This window comes from Acinetobacter sp. ANC 4779, assembly GCF_004331055.1.
Lineage (GTDB): Bacteria > Pseudomonadota > Gammaproteobacteria > Pseudomonadales > Moraxellaceae > Acinetobacter.
Genome location: NZ_SJNU01000004.1, coordinates 193,355 through 212,466, shown reverse-complemented (window position 1 = coordinate 212,466; position 19,112 = coordinate 193,355). Strand labels below are relative to the sequence as shown.

The 19,112-nt window shown below is 40.5% G+C and carries 17 protein-coding genes; 9 read left to right on the top strand and 8 right to left on the bottom strand.

Annotation, left to right across the window (positions count from 1 at the left end; translation table 11 throughout):
- Position 1: 1 nt before the first annotated feature.
- The 3 genes from E0H80_RS07100 (at position 2) to E0H80_RS07090 (ending at position 4,425) form a co-directional block, all read left to right on the top strand.
- Positions 2-1,237: a lipoprotein-releasing ABC transporter permease subunit gene (locus tag E0H80_RS07100; protein ID WP_131364439.1), complete on the top strand. Its 1,236-nt coding sequence runs from the start codon at positions 2-4 to the stop codon at positions 1,235-1,237.
- Positions 1,230-1,913, top strand: a complete 684-nt coding sequence (lolD, locus tag E0H80_RS07095; RefSeq protein ID WP_067863650.1) for a lipoprotein-releasing ABC transporter ATP-binding protein LolD — start codon at positions 1,230-1,232, stop codon at positions 1,911-1,913. The genes E0H80_RS07100 and lolD overlap by 8 nt, the downstream gene beginning before the upstream one ends.
- Positions 1,914-1,998: 85 nt before the next feature.
- On the top strand, positions 1,999-4,425 hold the full coding sequence (locus E0H80_RS07090) for a DNA internalization-related competence protein ComEC/Rec2 (protein ID WP_131364437.1): 2,427 nt from the start codon (positions 1,999-2,001) through the stop codon (positions 4,423-4,425).
- On the opposite strand, the gene E0H80_RS07085 is transcribed toward E0H80_RS07090, so the two are convergent.
- Complete coding sequence (locus E0H80_RS07085; protein ID WP_131364435.1) at positions 4,422-5,378, bottom strand: lysophospholipid acyltransferase family protein; 957 nt, start codon at positions 5,376-5,378, stop codon at positions 4,422-4,424. The two genes, E0H80_RS07090 and E0H80_RS07085, sit on opposite strands and share 4 nt — an antisense overlap.
- A gap of 130 nt (positions 5,379-5,508) precedes the next feature.
- Between E0H80_RS07085 and sppA the strand changes: the two genes are divergently transcribed.
- Positions 5,509-6,534, top strand: a complete 1,026-nt coding sequence (sppA, locus tag E0H80_RS07080) for a signal peptide peptidase SppA (RefSeq protein ID WP_131364433.1) — start codon at positions 5,509-5,511, stop codon at positions 6,532-6,534.
- Positions 6,531-7,337 carry an alpha/beta fold hydrolase gene (locus E0H80_RS07075; RefSeq protein ID WP_131364431.1) on the top strand — a complete coding sequence of 269 codons (807 nt, stop codon included), beginning with the start codon at positions 6,531-6,533 and terminating at the stop codon, positions 7,335-7,337. Before sppA ends, E0H80_RS07075 begins: the two co-directional genes overlap by 4 nt.
- 117 nt (positions 7,338-7,454) lie before the next feature.
- Here the strand turns inward: E0H80_RS07075 and purN are convergent, their stop codons facing one another.
- Entirely contained in the window at positions 7,455-8,084 is a 630-nt protein-coding gene (gene purN, locus E0H80_RS07070) for a phosphoribosylglycinamide formyltransferase (protein ID WP_131364429.1), read from the bottom strand.
- A 10-nt stretch (positions 8,085-8,094) separates the two neighbouring features.
- Positions 8,095-9,162 carry a phosphoribosylformylglycinamidine cyclo-ligase gene (purM, locus tag E0H80_RS07065; protein WP_131364427.1) on the bottom strand — a complete coding sequence of 356 codons (1,068 nt, stop codon included), beginning with the start codon at positions 9,160-9,162 and terminating at the stop codon, positions 8,095-8,097.
- Between the two features lie 134 nt (positions 9,163-9,296).
- On the opposite strand from purM, the gene cxpE reads away from it, so the two are divergent.
- From cxpE to E0H80_RS07045, 4 genes are all read left to right on the top strand, one after another.
- Positions 9,297-10,517, top strand: coding sequence for a chloramphenicol efflux transporter CxpE (gene cxpE / locus E0H80_RS07060; RefSeq protein WP_131364425.1), 1,221 nt, complete (start codon positions 9,297-9,299; stop codon positions 10,515-10,517).
- Positions 10,518-10,532: 15 nt separating this feature from the next.
- Positions 10,533-11,237 (top strand): DnaA regulatory inactivator Hda, encoded by a 705-nt coding sequence (hda, locus tag E0H80_RS07055; RefSeq protein WP_067863674.1) that lies wholly within the window; start codon positions 10,533-10,535, stop codon positions 11,235-11,237.
- A 119-nt stretch (positions 11,238-11,356) separates the two neighbouring features.
- Entirely contained in the window at positions 11,357-13,156 is a 1,800-nt protein-coding gene (gene rbtA, locus E0H80_RS07050) for a rhombotarget A (RefSeq protein WP_131364423.1), read from the top strand.
- A gap of 16 nt (positions 13,157-13,172) precedes the next feature.
- On the top strand, positions 13,173-15,602 hold the full coding sequence (locus tag E0H80_RS07045) for a CSLREA domain-containing protein (RefSeq protein ID WP_131364421.1): 2,430 nt from the start codon (positions 13,173-13,175) through the stop codon (positions 15,600-15,602).
- Between the two features lie 58 nt (positions 15,603-15,660).
- On the opposite strand, the gene E0H80_RS07040 is transcribed toward E0H80_RS07045, so the two are convergent.
- The 5 genes from E0H80_RS07040 to E0H80_RS07020 all read right to left on the bottom strand — a co-directional run bounded on the left by E0H80_RS07040 (position 15,661) and on the right by E0H80_RS07020 (position 18,957).
- Positions 15,661-16,065: a DUF3106 domain-containing protein gene (locus tag E0H80_RS07040; RefSeq protein ID WP_131364419.1), complete on the bottom strand. Its 405-nt coding sequence runs from the start codon at positions 16,063-16,065 to the stop codon at positions 15,661-15,663.
- The gene (locus E0H80_RS07035) at positions 16,055-16,375 is read right to left on the bottom strand and encodes a hypothetical protein (protein WP_131364417.1); all 321 of its coding nucleotides are present in this window, start codon (positions 16,373-16,375) and stop codon (positions 16,055-16,057) included. The genes E0H80_RS07040 and E0H80_RS07035 overlap by 11 nt, the downstream gene beginning before the upstream one ends.
- The gene (locus E0H80_RS07030) at positions 16,372-16,986 is read right to left on the bottom strand and encodes an RNA polymerase sigma factor (protein ID WP_131364477.1); all 615 of its coding nucleotides are present in this window, start codon (positions 16,984-16,986) and stop codon (positions 16,372-16,374) included. The genes E0H80_RS07035 and E0H80_RS07030 overlap by 4 nt, the downstream gene beginning before the upstream one ends.
- Positions 16,987-17,153: 167 nt before the next feature.
- On the bottom strand, positions 17,154-17,930 hold the full coding sequence (locus E0H80_RS07025; RefSeq protein WP_067863691.1) for a TrmH family RNA methyltransferase: 777 nt from the start codon (positions 17,928-17,930) through the stop codon (positions 17,154-17,156).
- 52 nt (positions 17,931-17,982) lie between these two features.
- The gene (locus tag E0H80_RS07020) at positions 17,983-18,957 is read right to left on the bottom strand and encodes a class 1 fructose-bisphosphatase (RefSeq protein WP_131364415.1); all 975 of its coding nucleotides are present in this window, start codon (positions 18,955-18,957) and stop codon (positions 17,983-17,985) included.
- Positions 18,958-19,112 lie beyond the last annotated feature (155 nt).

Below are 19,112 nucleotides of genomic sequence, written 5' to 3'. Positions count from 1 at the left end.
TATGTTTAAACCAATCTCGCTGTATATAGGGTTGAGATATACTCGCGCACGGCGTAGTAACCACTTTATTTCTTTTATTGCTCTGGTTTCTATGATCGGTCTCACATTAGGTGTAGCTGTACTCATTACCGTCTTATCTGTGATGAATGGCTTTGACCGAGAACTGAAAAACCGTGTCTTAGGAATGATACCTCAAGCTACTGTTTCTTCAACACAAATTTTAACAAATTGGCCTGAACTTGCAACAAAAGTTGAACAACATGAGCATGTCAAAGGCGTAGCCCCATTTACCCAGTTACAAGGGATGCTTACAGCGCAAGGACAAGTGGCCGGCATCATGGTTACGGGGATCGAACCTTCATATGAAAAGAAAGTTTCGATCATCCAGGATCACATGATTGAAGGCAGTATTGATAGCCTGAAAAAAGGTGAATTTGGCATTGTTTTAGGTAAACAAATGACGGATTCACTGGGTTTGGGCTTAAATGACAATATCACTTTAGTCCTGCCTGAAGCAACGCCATCACCCGCCGGTGTGGTACCCCGCTTCAAGCGTTTTAAAATTGTCGGTATTTTCAGTATTGGGGCAGAAGTCGATTCGATGATGGGCTATATTGCCTTGAACGATGCTTCGACCCTATTACGCTTACCCGATGGTGCTCAAGGTGTACGATTAAAGCTGGATGATATCTTCCTTGCGCCTGAAGTGGCGGATGACATTGTCAAAGACTTGCCAAGCAATTTCTATGCATCGAACTGGACTTTTACCCATGGTAATTTGTTCAGTGCCATTCAAATGGAAAAAGCCATGGTGAGCTTGCTGCTGTTCCTGATTGTTTTGGTGGCTGCGTTCAATATTGTGTCCTCACTGGTCATGGTCGTAACAGATAAAAAATCTGACATTGCAATTCTGCGTACTTTGGGTGCTTCACCTGCAACCATCACCCGGATTTTTATGGTACAGGGAACCATTATTGGGGTGATTGGTACCGTTTCCGGTGCCATTCTCGGGATTATCTTTGCTTCAAGTATTAGTAGTGTAATTGGCTGGCTCAATACCACGTTTGGTTTGAACCTGTTTGATGCTTATTTTATTAATTACTTACCGTCTTATTTGCGTTGGCAAGATGTGGTCGTCATTGTCTGCTTATCATTGCTTTTAAGCTTCCTTGCCACGATTTATCCAGCTTTCCGTGCTGCAAAAACTCAACCTGCAGAGGCCTTGCGTTATGAGTAATATTGTCCTCGAAGCGAAGAATATCTCGAAAAGTTTTACCGATGGAAAAACCACGGTCGAGGTGATTAAAAACTTGTCATTGCAAGTCAAAGCAGGTGAGTTTATTTCGATTGTCGGTTCAAGTGGCTCGGGTAAAAGTACCTTGTTGCATGTCTTGGGCGGTTTAGATGGACCCACAGAAGGTGAAGTGTTTTTAAATGGCAAACGCTTTGATACCTTGGGTGAAGCTGAGCGTGGTTATTTACGGAATCAGCATTTGGGTTTTGTGTATCAGTTTCATCATCTATTGCCGGAATTTACCGCATTGGAAAATGTTGCAATGCCGCTGATGCTGCGCGCAGGAACGACCTATAAACAATCCAAAGAGCAGGCAGAATACTTGCTGAATCGCGTTGGACTATCACACCGGATGACCCATAAACCTGGGGAGCTGTCTGGTGGTGAACGTCAGCGTGTGGCTTTGGCGCGTGCTTTGGTGGCGAAGCCTGAACTTATGCTGGCCGATGAACCGACCGGTAACCTGGACCGCAAAACTGCCTTAAAAATTTTTGAACTGCTGAGTGAATTACGTAGCGAGTTCAATATGGCAATGCTGATCGTGACCCATGATGAACAACTGGCTCAAGCCGGCGATTCTATTTTGCATATGCAAGATGGGGTCTGGATTGATGCTTAGACACTGATCGGTAAATTGAAAAATTGATTGAAGCCCACTACGGTGGGCTTTAATATTGCGAAAATTAAAAAATATTATAAAAATAATGATTCAATTAATGTGTGTAGGTTGGGTAATTGGTATTGCCAGTATAGGAAAAACTTTCCCGATCTTGCAGTCCTTGATACTGCCGTGTATTGCTCTTTTCATCCTGTCTTTGCTTTTAAAGCTGACTGTTTTGAAACCAGTCCATACTTTGTGGTTCAAATTTTTACAGCTCTGTCTTGGTTTTAGTCTGGGTATTAGCCTGGGCTATAGTTATGCTCAGCAGCAACTGAATGATCGTTTAAATTTTCGAGAAAAGCAGGCTGAACAGGTTGAAGTGATTGCCTATGTAAAAACTATCAATGAGTTGAGTGAATCATCCATACAACAAAAAATACAGGTGCTAAACCGACATACGGAAGTAGTGCAATGGCAGACATTTTTAAAAAATGAAAAACAGGCTGATCATCAGCCTGTACTTGAACTGGGTCAATATTATCACTTGCAGGGGAAGACTTTGCCGGCGCATAGCTATGCAACGCAAGGTGTTTTTGATCAAGAGCAATGGTACCTCCAGCAAAATATTATGTCGGGTTTTAAAGTAACCTCGGTGCAAAAACTGTCTGAGCAAGATATTTCTGCTTTGGGTTATGGCCGATATGTCAGGCAACAACATTCTATTTTGAATCAGTTCCAGCTGTGGATGGAACAGCAACGCTTAGTACTACGCAATTTTATTGATCAGCAGCCTGTAAAGCATAAAGGCTTACTTTTAGCTTTATTAACAGGAGATAAAAGTTTACTCACACCCGAAACAGAACAGTTATTTCAGCGCTTTGGCATGAACCATTTGTTGGCCATATCAGGACCACATGTTCTGATTTTTGCTTTATTGGTATGTTGGAGCTTGCATCAGCTAATTTGTCGCTATTGTCCGCAAGTCTATTTAAAGTGGCCAAAACAATATCTACTGATTGTGCCTTTTTGTATTTGCGTACTGTTGTATTGTGCTTTTGTGGGGTTTGAAATTCCAGCTCTCAGAACTTTGCTCACGTGCTTGTTGATCAGTGGATTGGTACTGTTAAAACAAAAAATTCAACCCTTAAGTGTTCTGTTGTTGAGTGCTTCAATTTTATTAATGTTTGACCCGTTTAGTATTTTATCGGCTGCATTCTGGCTGTCCTATGGCGCATGCTTTGTGCTGTTGCGTATTTATCAAACTGTGCAGCAGAAAGGTCATGCTGAAGAAATTAAGACTAAAACTCAGGCAATCAAAATCCAACTCAAAATTTTAATCGAATCGCAATGGAAAATATTTTTGGCGCTATTCCCACTGATGCTGATTTTCTTTAAACAGGTGGCATGGATTACGCCATTGAGCAATTTATTTGCCATTCCATGGATTGGCATCATCATTGTTCCTTTAGATGTGATTGCGGCGTTGTGCTATTTCATTTTTGAGCCTCTGGGAAGCCTGATTTTTCAAATCAATGATCTGTGTCTTTCAATATTGCTTATCTTCATGCATGGTTTAGATCAAATTTTTTCACCTGCATTACAACCGGTTACCATGAGTTTTTGGATGTTGCTGAGCTTATGTCTGGGTTTAATAATTCTGTTTTTACCCCGTGGTGTAGTACCAAAAACTTGGTCAGTCTTATGCTTTGTACCTTTAATAATGATTGATTCCAATAAGAATGAGTTTGAACTCACGGTATTGGATGTTGGGCAGGGCCAAGCGATTTTTGTCCGTGATCAGGATCAGACAATGATGATTGATACGGGTGGGAATTATGATGAAAGTAAATTTAGTGTCGGCAAACAAATCATTTTGCCATTTTTGTCAGTAAATGGGGTCAGTGAATTGAATCAACTGATTTTAACCCATTTGGATCAGGATCATAAAGGAGCTTATGAGTCGATCAAAGCTGATTTGCCAATCAACACTATATATTCAAATGAACAACTTGCAGTCGCCAATTCCAGCCAGTTTGATTATTGTCATCAAGGCCAAAAATGGCAATGGAATGATCGAGTCAAAATGACCATTTTGTCACCTAAAGCCGAGCAGTTGGTCAATGCAAAAGATGAAAAGAATGAAATGTCCTGCGTAGTTTATTTGCAGGTGACAAATGCCGAGCCCTATCAAAACTTTCTATTGATGGGTGATGCCGGCTGGCCAACTGAATATCAGATTCTTCAGGATTATCCAAACTTAAAAGTTGATGTTTTAGTTTTGGGGCATCATGGCAGTCGACATAGCTCTGCCTATCATTTTTTAAAGCAGTTAAAACCAAAACTGGCAGTGGCATCAGCAGGTTTTAATAACCGCTATAAACACCCAAGTGTGGTTGTTGAATCACGCTTGAAAGAATTAAAAATTCCGTTACTTAGCACCATAAAACAGGGCAGTATTCATTTTTCCAAACACAAAAGCATCATGGCTATTGAGTTTGAACGTGATTCTCAGCAATGGTTAAAACCCTAAATGATTTCGGCCGGGATTGCTTTCGCTCGAATTTCAGTAACCAACTTTAGTGCGTCATCTGTATTTAAATGATAAACCTGATCTAGTTCAGGATTGGCTTTAAAACGCTTATAACTCCAGTGATAATGTTCCGGATAACGACGAATTAAATTCTCGATGGCTTCGAAAATGACACCAGTTCCCTCATTGGTATTGCCCTGATAAATACGCTCGTCAAGCGCCTCAATGTGCATATCAAAACCTTGATTTTCATTACGCAGCGCATATAAAAATAAAGTTTTGGCCTTGGTTTTTTGAATCAGTTTGGCACTTAAATTACTGCTGGCCAGCGGAATTCCAAAATAAGGAATCATCTCACCGCCCACATTGGGGGTATGGTCTGGCAGAATCACCGTGGTACCGCCTTGTTTTAAGGCCTTAAAAATTTGTCTTACCCCCGATTCATCGGTAGGCACTAAATTGGCTTGTTCACGGCTGCGGGCTGCACGAACAAATTGATTGGCAGATTCATTTTTGACCGGTTTATATAGGATGGTCATTTGGGTGAATTGAGCCAGATAGGCATTCATGATTTCCCATGTGCCAAAATGCGGGACAATCAGTACCAGGCCTTCAGGTGTTTTCAACGCATCTTGAAGTATGTGTTCACCGCTAATTGAATGAATACGTGCAATATTCTTTTTGTTATCGGCACCCCAGATGCTAAAAAATTCGAAATATGAAGTCAGCTCATTATGAATCGCCTTTGGAATAATCTTCTCATGTTGTTCAGCGGTCAATTCTGGCAAAGCAATTTGAAGATTAAGACGAATCGTATTTGAGGTTTTTGACATTTTTAAAAAATTGACGAGCCCAGCTAACATTCGAGCGATAAATCTGGAAATTTGAATCGGTTGTCGACTTAGGAATTTCAGTAAGCGGTATGTTGTATCCGTTGGGGTATGATCAGTCATTGCCTATCGTCAATGTATGTAAAGAGTCAAAAAGAGCAAATATTATAGGCGAAAATGGATGGTTTAGGCAGATTTCTCTGATGCAGTGTATATAATGAGTTCAATTTAACTGATCCTTGGATTATTTTGTATGTCCGATTGGCCACCAAAACCAGAAAATGAAATTCAAAATACGCTACATAATTCGCAAAACATCACTGGCAAAGAATGGCATATTTTAGAAAAAGCCGTTTTAGCTTCTGTAGAAGAACAACGACGTGCACGCCGTTGGGGCATCTTTTTTAAATTTCTAACTTTTGCTTATATCCTGTTTGTTTTAGTGTTGTTGGGGAAAAGTTGCAGCACATCTTCTACAGATCCAACGGCAACGACCAGTTCGCATATTGCTGTAGTGGATATTATCGGAACCATTGCTGCAGACAAGCAAAGTGTCAACAGCACAGATACGGTTAAAGCGCTAAAGAAAGCTTTTGAAAACAAACAAAGTAAAGCTGTGGTTTTAAATATTAATTCACCTGGCGGATCGCCGGTTCAGTCTGATGAAATCTGGCAAGAAATTCAGTATTTGAAAAAAGCCCATGCCGATAAAAAATTGTATGCCGTAATTGGTGATACAGGTGCTTCAGGTGCGTATTATATCGCTTCTGCTGCCGATGAAATTATTGTCAATCCATCCAGTCTGGTCGGGTCTATTGGCGTGATTATGCCAAACTATGGTGTGACAGGCTTAATGCAAAAGTTAGGTGTAGAAGACCGCACCATAACTTCCGGTGAAAACAAAGCTTTGCTTTCCATGACTCAACCAGTTGATGCTGCCCAAAAAGCCCATGTACAAGGTGTACTTGATAATGTGCATGATCATTTTATCAATGCAGTCAAACAGGGCCGTGGGAAGAAGCTGAAATCTCAAGATCCGGCAATATTTTCTGGTTTGTTCTGGACAGGTGATCAGGCAGTGAAATTGGGTATTGCAGATCGTACCGGTAGCTTAAATACGCTGAAGCGTGAATTGAAACTGGAAAAAGCAGTGAATTACACCATTGAATATAGTCCTTTTGATTCTGTACTTGGCCGTATGGGAAGTTCTATTGGGCAGGGTTTGGCAAGCTCACTTTCACAGCAAGTGCAATCTGAACAAACGACCAAATTACAATGAAGCCGATAATCCATTTTGCGCATGCCAATGGCGTGCCATCAAAAGTCTATCAAAAGCTGTTTGATTTGCTGAAAGATGAGTATGACGTTATTTATGTACCCTTGCTGGGGCCCAACAAGCGTTATCCAATTGATAATCATTGGCAAAGCCTAACCCAACAAGTGATTGATAGTATTGTCCGTCAAGCGAAAGGCCGTCCCGTAATCGGTTTGGGACATTCTTTGGGTTCTGTGCTGACCTTTCAGGCGGCATTAAAGCGCCCTGAATTATTTAGTCAGGTCATTATGCTTGATCCGCCACTGATCATGGGCAAAGAGGCTCTTGTATTACATATCGCGAAACTGTTTAAGCTCAAAGCACTGGACAAAATGTCTCCGGCAGGTTTGTCCAAGCGCCGTCGCGATCATTGGCAATCTCGTGAACAGGCTGCCGAGTTATTAAGACCCAAAGGTTTCTATCAACATTTTGAGGCAGACTGCTTTCAGGCCTATATTGATCATGCCTTGATGGATGATCCATTACGTGGTGGCGTAGAGCTAACCATTCCGAAAATGGACGAGGTGGAGATTTTTAGAACCAATCCATCTCTTTGGTGGTTGCCACAATCCAAACCTAAAATGCCAATCCATTTGGTGGTTGCTGAGCAGAGTCCATTTTTACCCCATCAATTTCCACAGCAGGTGAAGAAGAAGTTCGGAATTCCTTTTACTGTGACACCCGGTGGTCATATGTTTCCGTTGGAGCATCCGGTTGAAGTGGTGAAATTGGTTAAACAGCTTATTAAGTCACAACAGTTTAATTAAAAGGCTTTTGGTTGATAGCGGTATCTTCAATTTCTTGCTGAAAAAGCAATAATCACAGTCTTATAGCCATTAAAAAACGCATCCTGGGATACGTTTTTTAATGGCATAAAATTTGGTTTAAAACTTACAAAATTGAACCGGTTGCTGCATCACTTTACCACGGTACAACACACCTTGTTCAGTATGTTGAACTGTTGCTGTACAGATCCATTCCACCACTTGCGGGTAAATGACATGTTCAAGTACATGGACGCGATTCGCTAAAGAACTTACATCATCATGCACATTGACTTTTAGCACGCCTTGAGCAAGCGCCTGACCGGCATCCAGCTCAGCAGTCACATAGTGAACTGTACAGCCATGCAAAACATCGCCCGTGTTAAGTACACGTTGATGAGTATGCATGCCTTTGTAATGCGGCAACAGAGAAGGGTGGATGTTGAGCATTTTCCCTTCCCATGCTTTGACAAACTTGGCACTTAAAATGCGCATAAAGCCTGCAAGAACCACCAAATCAACATTCCAATCCAGCAATTGTTGATGCATCACATCATCAAAGGCCTCACGGTTTGGATACTGTTTATGTTCAATAATAGCAGTTTGAATACCTGCTTTTTTAGCACGTTCTAAAGCATAAGCTTCAGGCTTATTGGAAATGACCCCAACAATTTGACCTGACAGATTGGAATCAATCAGGGCTTGCAAGTTACTTCCACTGCCTGAAACAAGGACAGCAATTTTGATCATGGGCTGTTCTTTATGCAAAAATTACGCGAATTTTTTCATCAGCACCGGCAACAGATTCAGCATTGTCTTGGATATGGCCCATCGTCCATGCTTCTTCGCCTAGGCTTGTTAACAATTCAACAGTTTTGTCAGCATCTTGAGCATCAACAACAATCACCATGCCTACGCCACAGTTAAATGTACGATACATTTCATGTTGTTCAACACCGCCTTCACGTTGAAGAAGTTTGAACAATTCTGGCCATTCCCAAGAAGACTCATTAACCACTGCTTGAGCACCGTTTGGTAATACGCGAGGTAAGTTGCCAGGTAAGCCGCCACCCGTAATGTGTGCCATCGCATGAACATCAACTTGTTTGCAAAGTTCAAGTAACGGTTTTACGTAAATGCGTGTAGGTTCCATTGCAACATCTGCAAGTGGGCGACCATCTACGATTTGGGTAAGATCGACTTTTTTCACATCTAAAATTTTACGAAGTAAAGAGTAACCGTTTGAATGAGCACCTGAAGACGCAACACCAATCAAAACGTCACCCGCTTTAACTTTGGTTCCATCAATAATTTTGCTTTGCTCAACCACACCTACGCAGAAGCCTGCAAGGTCGTAATCTTCACCTTCATACATGCCTGGCATTTCAGCAGTTTCACCGCCAACCAATGCACAGCCTGCAAGCTCACAACCTGCACCAATACCTGTCACGACATTTGCAGCAACGTCGACATTTAAGTGTCCAGTTGCATAATAGTCAAGGAAGAATAATGGTTCAGCACCACATACAATAAGATCATTTACACACATTGCAACCAAGTCTTGACCAATCGTGTCATGACGGTTCAAATTAAGTGCTAAACGTAATTTTGTACCAACACCATCTGTGCCAGATACGAGAACAGGTTCTTCATAACCTTTAGGGATTTTACAAAGAGCGCCGAAGCCGCCTAATCCGCCCATAACTTCAGGACGTGAGGTACGCTTAGCCACAGATTTGATTCGATCGACAAGTGCGTCGCCCGCTTCAATGTCGACACCCGCATCTTTATAGCTTAAACCAGTGTTTGGGGAAGTTGAGTTGCTCATAATGAAGTCTCCGCATTCGCGCGGCGATTATACCCGAATATACGAAACTCTTATGCTATTTATGCGCTAAAATGCTATCTTTATTGAAATATTTTACTTTCTATAACGAATAAACCGAAAAAAGGCGAATTTGCATGGTGGATCGTACCTTACGTCGCATTTTTATATTCTCAGGGATTGCATTCATTCTTTGGGTTTTGTATCTGCTTAAACCTGTGGTATTGCCTTTTGTGGCCGCATTCTTGGTGGCTTATTTATTTAGCCCGTTAGTGGATAAACTTCATAAGATCGGTTTGCCGCGTTGGGTGGCTATTAGTCTTGTTTTTATTGGTATTGGTGTGGTTCTTACCTTGGCGATGTGGTATTTGGTCCCACTGGTCTGGCAGCAGCTGATGTATGCGCGGGACAGTATTCCAGCAGGAATTCATTGGTTAAATTACACCTTTTTACCTTGGGTATCGCAAACTTTTAGTGTCGAGCCGATGGAGATCGATACGCAGCAAATGTCGACTGTGGTCATGGAATATATTCAGACCAATTATAGTGCTGATAGTATTCAGGCCATGGTGTTAAAAGTCGCTCAATCGGGTCTGAATTTCATCCAAATTGGCGGAACAGTGGTTCTGATTCCGATTATTGCGTTCTATTTCCTGTTAGATTGGGATCGTATGCTCGACAGTTTTCGTCGTTTAATTCCTCGTCCTTATGAGAAAAGTACTTTACATATTGTCGGTGAATGTCACAGCGTATTAGGGGCCTTTGTGAAAGGTCAATTTTTGGTGATGTTCCTCCTCGGTACGGTGTACGCAGTCGGCTTACAAGTCATTGGTCTTGAAGTTGGACTTATTATTGGGATGGTTGCGGGACTGGCCAGTATTATTCCCTATTTAGGATTTGCAGTTGGAATTATTGCAGCTGTCATTGCAACGCTATTTCAGTTTGGTATTGATTGGATGCAACTGGTTTTGGTGGGTGTTGTCTTCATGATTGGTCAGGCAATTGAAGGTTATGTTCTGCAACCTTTCTTACTCGGTGATAAAATTGGTTTGTCTCCTGTAGCGGTGGTATTTGCTGTATTGGCAGGTGCACAACTTGCTGGTTTCTTGGGCATGTTGATTGCTTTACCGGTTGCAGCAGTTATTGTGGTGCTGTTACGACATGCTCGAGATTGTTACGAGAAGAGTCGCATATATAAGCACTCGGCTATAGTCATACAAGAGACAGGATCAGGATCAATTTCAATTGAATCGGATCAAGTAGATGTAGATATCGAATTGAGAAATACAGAATCAAAAAATCTGCAAGATACTGAAAAATCGAGTAAGATTGATTTGATACAGAATAAAGAACCCTAAGGGCAAAACATATATATGCGTCAACTGCAATTAGATATAGAGCCTCAACTGGATGCCCGAATTAGTGATTTTTCGGGTCCAAGTTGGGGGCATGTTATTGATGCAGTTCGACAACTTCATGCCGGTTTAATAAACCGTTTTTATATATATGGGGGTGCCGGTTCAGGTAAGAGCCACTTGCTTTCCGCTATTTGCGATTCTTATTTAGAAGTAGGCAAGTCTGCAATTCAAGTCTCATTACTGGAATTGCTTGATGCGCCCACTGAAGCGATTACGTCATTAGATCAATATGACCTGGTTGCTTTGGATGATATCGAAGCCATTAGCGGTGTTCCACATTGGCAAAAAGCAGTATTCCATTTAATTAATTATAATAACGAAGGTGGAGGACAGCTAGTTTTCTCTTCTCGGGTTGCACCCATTGAATTGAAACTGGAACTTCCGGATTTACAATCACGTTTGACTCAGGCGGTGAGCGTTAGAGTGCCGACGGGAAGTTTATATGCAGACCGCTATGCGCTAGTAACGTCGGTATTAACACGTCGGGGAATTCACATTGATCAACAAATTATCGATTATTTATTGCTGCATGGGCCTCATCAGACCTCTATTTTATTACAAACTTTAGAACAATTAATTCAGTTGTTAAAAGGTGAAAAAACAAAAATAAGTCATGCGAATTTAAGACAAATTTATGCATTAATTGATGAATATCGGTAAACAATAAAAAATCTTGAGAAATTATTCAAGCTGTGACAAAGTACAGCAAAATAGTTCAATGTTGCAGGGAATTTGCAACTATAGAATAAAAATATATAGAAGAATACAAGGAGAAATGTATGCTCAAACGGAGCATAGGCATAGGGATGCTGTGTCTAGCAGGACATGCTTATAGTGCAGAAATCACTGTCACTATTACAGATGATATTACCAAAGATGATAGTGAATGTTCATTGCGTGAAGCCATTGAATATGTCAATAAAGGCATGCCTGAAGCAGGTTACATGGGCTGCGGCGGTAAAGATGCTTTGTCGACGATTTTGTTAGACAAACAAAAAACCTATATCCTCAACACTAGAATTGATGTGAAAGCAAGTCTGGCCCTAAAAACCTATTATGACATCGCAGTGACTGATGAAGCTGTTCCTGGTTTGAATAATGCTGTAATCAAAATGGCAGGCAAAGATCAAATTTTCAATATTGATAATGATCTTAGTGATTTAGCTTTGATTACCATCAGAGAAGTAAGTTTTGAAGGCTGTAATAAAAATGTTTGTGCCGACAAAGGCGGGATTTTCTATAACAATGAAAGTTTAGTCTTGCAATATGTCAAACTCTCTGGCGGTAACGCACGTTTAGGTGGGGCAATTTATAATGTAGGTGAGAGTAGTGCAACACAAAACTATATTAGCCAAGTTTCTATCACTGACAGTATTGTAGAAAATAATACCGCCATGACTGGCGCTGTTTTGTATGGTCAACGACCAGCATTTACACTGAGGAGTGTTGTCCTTAAAAATAACAATACGACCTCGGGTGCGGCTAATATTTTTAGTGAAAAAGCCACTCAAGATGTCAGTCTGCTAACCAATAAAAATATGAACAAGCTTAGCAATAGTACATTCTTAAATAACAGCGGATATGCCATTAATATTCGTGACGGGGTTGCAGTCAATAACGTTACGATTGTAGGCAATAATGCTGGTGTGCAATTTGATTCTGCAGAAGGCTATGGCTATCTTGCCAATAGTATCGTGGTAGGGAATGGGACCGGTACCAGTAATTGCCAATTTAGTGCAGATGATAAGACACGGATGCAAAACAATTTGGTCGGTACTGAGTGTAAGAGCGGCGAGGCTAAATATCCAAATGAATTTTGGACGGGCACAAAACTATTTGCTGGTAATAGCAGTGAAGGCACTTGTAAATCGTTGGTGGAAGATCCAGATGCTTTACTGTGTCCATACAGCACGCCGAAAAATACGTTCTTGGGTTATATTCGCCCGCGTATTTTACTTAGCGCTAAAAATATGTTTGATACCTTGATCTTGAATAAAGGTCGTGTGGATTTGTCATCCGACAGTACACAATTGATTTGTGAAACCATGGATCAGCGTAATAAGAATCGAACTACTGATAATAGCTGGTGTGACCGTGGCGCGATTGAGATTGTTGTACCGAGCTCTAAATCGCGTATTGGACAAGATTTAAAAGTGGGTGAAGTTGCTAAGCTAAACATTTTAGAATATTTAGGTGACAGTGATCTGTATCCGAAAGAACAATGTGAAAGCTTATTGAAAATGAAAAATCCTGCGGGCGGTGAGTGGCAAGACGGTTGTGCTTATATCGATCAAACGCTGACAAAGTCGAAAGGAACATTGACTTTAGATATAGATGGTAATTTGGTTTATACCCCAAATGGCAATTGGCATGGTGCAGATATTTTTAACCTTCAAATTGTTACGTCATCGACACATTTCAATGAAAATAAAAAATATATGGTACTTGAAGCCTATATGGTGCAAGAACCAAACAATGAATTTGAAGATAAATCTGTAAAAACCTCAGGTGGGGCGTTCGGATTCTTCGGCTTATTTGCGTTATTAGGACTGGTAGGTATACGCCGCTTTAAAAAATAAGAAAAAGGGAAATGTGATGCACACTTATAAAAAAGGATTGCTCTGTGTCATGGTTCTGTCTGCCATGTCACTTATGGCAGCAGAAGATAGAACCATTTATGTCACGACATTTACAGATGAAAATGGCGAAAATGCTAATGCTTGTTCATTACGTGAAGCTATTATCACAGCAAAGAAAAATATAGCCTATGGGGGCTGTACGCCCGGCAATACGGTTTTTGGACAAACTGATTATATTCAACTAGAAACCGGTACCTATAAGTTAGATTCAGAGTTGGCGCCAGAATCGACCGTCATTATTAGTGGTGCAAAGCGTCTTAATTATGCTGAAAGAAACAAGCTGACTCAGAAATATCCAGCTTTAGAGGGCATTAAAACTACCATTAGTGGAGAAGGTCGTTCACGTATTTTTAACACCAGTAAAACAGAAATCAGTTTAACCCTGAATGATATTCAGCTTGAAAATGGCTATGCGACAAATCAGGGGGGACAAAATGGACGTGGTGGTGCGGTACTCATTGGCGGTGATTTTAAGCTAAATACAGGGGCTATTCTAAATTCTAAAGCAGATATTGCTGGCGGTGCAATTTACAATATTGCCTTAAATACCGAAAAGAAAATATCGATAAATGGTAGCTTAATTCAAGGTAATAATGCTGTAAAAGGCAGCGTGATTGCCATGGATTGCTATGGTAACTTAGATGATAGTAAACCTGCGGTTAATATAGAACAAAGCAGTATCATTAATAATGGGTCAAGCACCAGTTTAAGTACCTTAGATTTTTGTGGTGCCGCAACGGTTAATTTAATGACCAATACCATTGCACAAAACAAAGCGAGCACAACCAATGGTAGTATTTTGCGCGCAGTCACAGATGGCTTAAATCGTTTGAGTCCTTATTCAGTTATGACAATAACCAGTAATACAATCGTAGAGAATGAAGCGCATAGTACGTTGCTATACGATGAGAATGGCAGCAAATATGTATCATTTAATGTTCTAGCATTTAACCAAGGTGGTAAATCTTGTCGTTATTATTCTGATACAGGTATACCCAAGGAAAATATCCGCTTTATTCTTGCGAAGAATGCATTAAAGTTAGGTATAGGTGCAGACCAATGTGATTTACCTGAAAGCAGTTTAAAATCAACAGCAGAAGTGGCGAAAAATATCGATGTTTCGACCAGTAGTTTTTCTACATTGCTTTCTGAGCTGACAATGGCATCTGCATATAACAAATTCCTGCCTTTATACTATCCACGAAATAATCAGACAGCGACTGACTTGGTAGATGTAAATAGCAGTGGTTGTAGTGATTATGACCAACGTGGATTGGAACGTGTGACCGATGCGGTTTTACAATTAACCCCAGGCTTGCAAAACAGTTGTGAAATTGGCTCTGTTGAACAAATTAACTTAGCAGCAGCTGATGTAACTGATCTTAAAAATTCATCTTTAGTAACCCTGTTAGACTATTACCAGACCAATATTGATGATCTTAAAAAGCTGATTGCTGATAGTACCAAAAACAAAGAGGATGTGGCTGATTTTGAAGAAGAGTTAACAAACTTCCAAGACCTTCTCAAATATACCAAGCAGTATCAGAAATATCGTGCGATTTATTTTGATCCTTTTATTCTAGCCGTTGCTGCAGAAGAGCGTGTTCCGGATAGTACAGGTGAAGATTACCGTATAAAGGCTTTGGATACTGAGCATTACAGTATTTCAGTAGAAACTTTCGGCATTGGTTCTCTAAAATTCACGGATGGCACTCCGGTATTAACGGGTTCATTGGATGACTTGAAATGTGAATGGAAAGAAGATTTAAAACGTGTGTTGATCTACCGTACAAGCGGTGAATTACTTACAAATGGTGACTATGCATTCTGCAAATACACCATCAAAGAAAAAGCTGGTAAAGGTCAAGAATCATCGGGGATTTTACAAACCAGCTTTACTAATATCGTACCTGTTGCTGTAGATGATGTTTATGTATTAGAGGCAAGTCAGAATTTAACCGTAAGTGTGAATCCTCTAGAAAATGATCATGATGATGGTGATGGGCCTATTTCTACACTTGCTAAAAATAAAGCGCTGTATCATCAAAATGATGCAGGTCAAGCTATTCCGATTCGATTTACTACATTGCCAGCGGGTTTAATCATGAAAGCTGAACACGAAGGTCCCTGCCCAGAGGCCTATATTCGTGATACCTGTTACGGTGGTAAGATTCAATTTACGGTGAAAAATAGTTTCAGTCAGTTCGACTACCCAATTGAATATACGATTTTTGATTCTGATAGCGGTATGTCAAATACTGCTAAAATTACATTGAAAAATACAGCGAAGAATACAAACTCCAGCAGTGGTGGTGGTTCACTCGGTCTTTATAGCTTATTGGCTCTTGCTGGACTTGGCTTATATCGACGTTATAAAATGAAATAAATATTAAAAAAGCCTCATAAGAGGCTTTTTTAATGAGGACTATTTACTATTTCGAGCATTAATGATTGGTAATATTGGGCTGCAAATATTTAGTAATGTATTCCTCACGAATAGCAGGTCTTTCTTCAGCGGTCGCTTTTTGCATACGGTTGCCTAAATCTTTACGTTCTTGGCTACTCATTTTTTGCCAGGTTTCTCGCATTTTTTGCTTTTCTTGCTCGGGTAATTGAGTAAACCAATCCATACGCTGATGCAAAGCTGTGCTTTGCGCTTCAGGTAATTCTTTTAGCGATTGATAACGTTGAATAAGTGCGCGTTGTTCAGCATCTGACAGAGTTTCCCAGGTTTCTGCCACTTGAGTGTCCGCATCTTTGGAAAAAATCCAAAAACGTTCAAAACCAGCGAAACTGGTTTGTAGAAATGCGAGTGCACAAAAAGCAAATGCTAATCTTTTAGCTGCCATGTGGAACTTTGTCCTCACCTAAAACCATTAACATCTCCAAATCTTCAACCATTTGTGGTGATAATTTTGGAGTAACTATGACCTGATTCTGAGGCTTCGCAGCCATTTCAATAGAATTTGGGAATATCACAAAACCTGCAATTGCAGCAGCAAGTGCAAATCCTGACATTTTCCAAAGTCCATAACGGGAAGTTTCTCGATCTTGAATTTCTTCAATGACCAGATTCATCACAACAGGTTTATCTTTATGATGTTGTGCAAGTCCATCGAGTTTGGAAGTAACTTGTTTTAAGAAATCATCTTGTTTCATTCGGATGACCCTCCAGAATATGGATTCAAATGTGCCAGCGAGTTCCTAAGACCTTGAATAGCACGGTGATAATGCGTTTTCACACTACCTTCACTGCATTCCATGATTTGTGCAGTGGTGTGTGTATCAAAACCTTCCCAAGCACGTAGCATAAAAGCTTGTTGTTGACGAACGGGAAGTTGAGAAATAGCTTCCTGTATTTCTTCGGCAGTTACAGCTTGATCAAGAAAATCGAATGGGCTAGGGGTATTTTCATCAACAATATCATTCAGTTCAAGATCATCGTCATCTAGGCTAACTTTTTTAAAAAAAGAAAAAGGTTGCGCTCGACGGACTTCTTTCCTGCGCCAGTCTTGTAGCTTATGGTTCAAAATGGTGTAAAACAGGGGATACCATTCATCAGTCGGCTTTTCGGCATATGCTTTATGCAGGGAAATAAATGCTTCTTGCACCAAATCCATTGCAATGCCTTGTTGACCTTGAGTAGCACTTTCCATCATCACTAAAGCACGCCCTGTAACATCCTGCATGAAAATTTTCAGGCGCTGTTCAGCCGTACTCTTCAGAATACTCAAATTTTCCGCTTGAGACTGTTTTGGTGCTGAATCCATAGAGATGGAAAATCCTGTCATTGGACACCCACCATTATTCCTATTTTCATACATATATAACGTTAGGAATAATGGTTTGGTTGACAACAAATTTATTATTTTTCTAGTGTAGTCTATTTTTAAACATTAACAGGTGATGTTTAAAATAAAGTAACGAAACAACCGGCTTATAAACGTTGACGAACCATCTCAAAGAAACAAATCGAACCTGCAACGGCAACATTTAATGATTCTTGTCCACCAGGCTGTGGAATAGAAACAGCTTCGGCATGCTTAAGTGCATAATCAGAGACACCTTGACCTTCATTGCCCAGAATCCAGACACACTGTTTTCTTAAGTTCTTTGAGTAAAGGCTTTCAGACTGGTGCGAGCTGGTAACATAGACTGGTATGGTGAATTTTTCTAACAGATCTTCTAATACAATATTTTCATAGGTGTGTAGAGAAAAATGCGCACCCATACCTGCACGCAAAACGCGCGGTGACCAGATTGAGGCTGAACCTTTAGTGCATACAACTTGCTCAATACCGGCAGCGGCAGCGGAACGGAGCAAAGTTCCTACATTACCCGGATCCTGGATATTGTCTAGAATTAGAGTATCTTCCTTAAAATTCAAGGCTTGACTTGAACTAGGTAAATCAACAATTGCCAAACATGCCAAAGAAGTGCCTAGGGTACTTAAGTCGTTGTATAAAGCTTCACTCAGTACAAAAACATTACCGTCGTATAAGGATACGATTTTTTCTAAATCAGGATGACTATAGGCAGCTTCGGTGGTGAATATAGAATTAATGCTTCGACCCTGTTCTAACCAGGCAAGGCTTAAATGGGTACCTTCGAGTACCGTTTGACGATTCTTTTTACGGAATGAGCTTTGTTCAATCAATCCACGTAGGTGTTTGATTTTTGTATTGTCTTTTGATTCGAGAAAAAAAGCTGGCATAGGAGAATTATCCGTGGAAGTAAGCGACAGAACACTTACTTCCATTTTTAAATTAATGGTGGTAGTGAGTAACTAGGTCAACTTCGTTTTTAGATCCAATCACGACAGGAACCCGTTGATGTAATTCAGTCGGTTGAATTTCTAAGATACGAACACGGCCCGTGGTAGATGCACCACCCGCTTGTTCCATCAGCATACTCATCGGATTTGCTTCATACATCAAGCGAAGACGACCAGCTTTTTGAGGATCCTTCGTGTCGTATGGATATAAGAAAATACCGCTGCGGCAAAGAATACGGTGGATATCACCTACCATACACGCCACCCAGCGCATGTTGAAGTCTTTACCACGCACTGACGTTTTCCCATCTTGAAGTTCAGCAATATAGCGTTTTACCGGTTCTTCCCAATGACGTTGATTGGATGCATTGATGGCATATTCTTTGGTATCGGCAGCAACCTGAATATTTTCAGAAGTTAATAAAAATTCTTGAGTTTCAGGATCGAAAGTGAAGAATACAACACCTGCACCTACGGTAAGCGCCATCATAGTAGAAGGGCCATATAATACATAACCTGCGGCAGCTTGGTTTGTACCTGGCTGCATGAAATCCTCAGCTTTGGTCACGGCATTTTTAGCCGGTAAAATAGAAAAAATTGTGCCAACACACATATTAATGTCGATGTTGCTTGAACCATCAAGTGGATCGAACAAGACCAGAAACTCACCATTTTCTTGAGCTGGAGTGAAATCATCGAGTTCTTCAGAAGCCAAACCACCGACATGTGGATGAACTTTTAAAGCGTCGATCAAGTAATCATTCGAAATAACATCAAGTTTCTTTTGTTCTTCGCCTTGTACGTTTTCGTGTTGTGCGCTACCCAATACACCTGCCAAGGCTCCTTTTTGTAATAACTGATCAATGGCTTTACATGTATTACCAATTGTTTCAATTACTTGAGCAAGTTCAGGTGTTAAGTTCCCTGATTTTTGTTCTAGAAATTGGGAAAGGGTGAGGTATGACATGTCAGGAAAACTCCAATTAGAAAATGATAAAAAATTATCAAAAGAATATAGGCAGTCATTTTAGATGAGAACGCGGCAAAAGAACAATTAAACTCGACTATTTGTCGTGATTTTACTCTTGTAAGTTCTGTGGAAAATGCTATGTTGAGGAACAA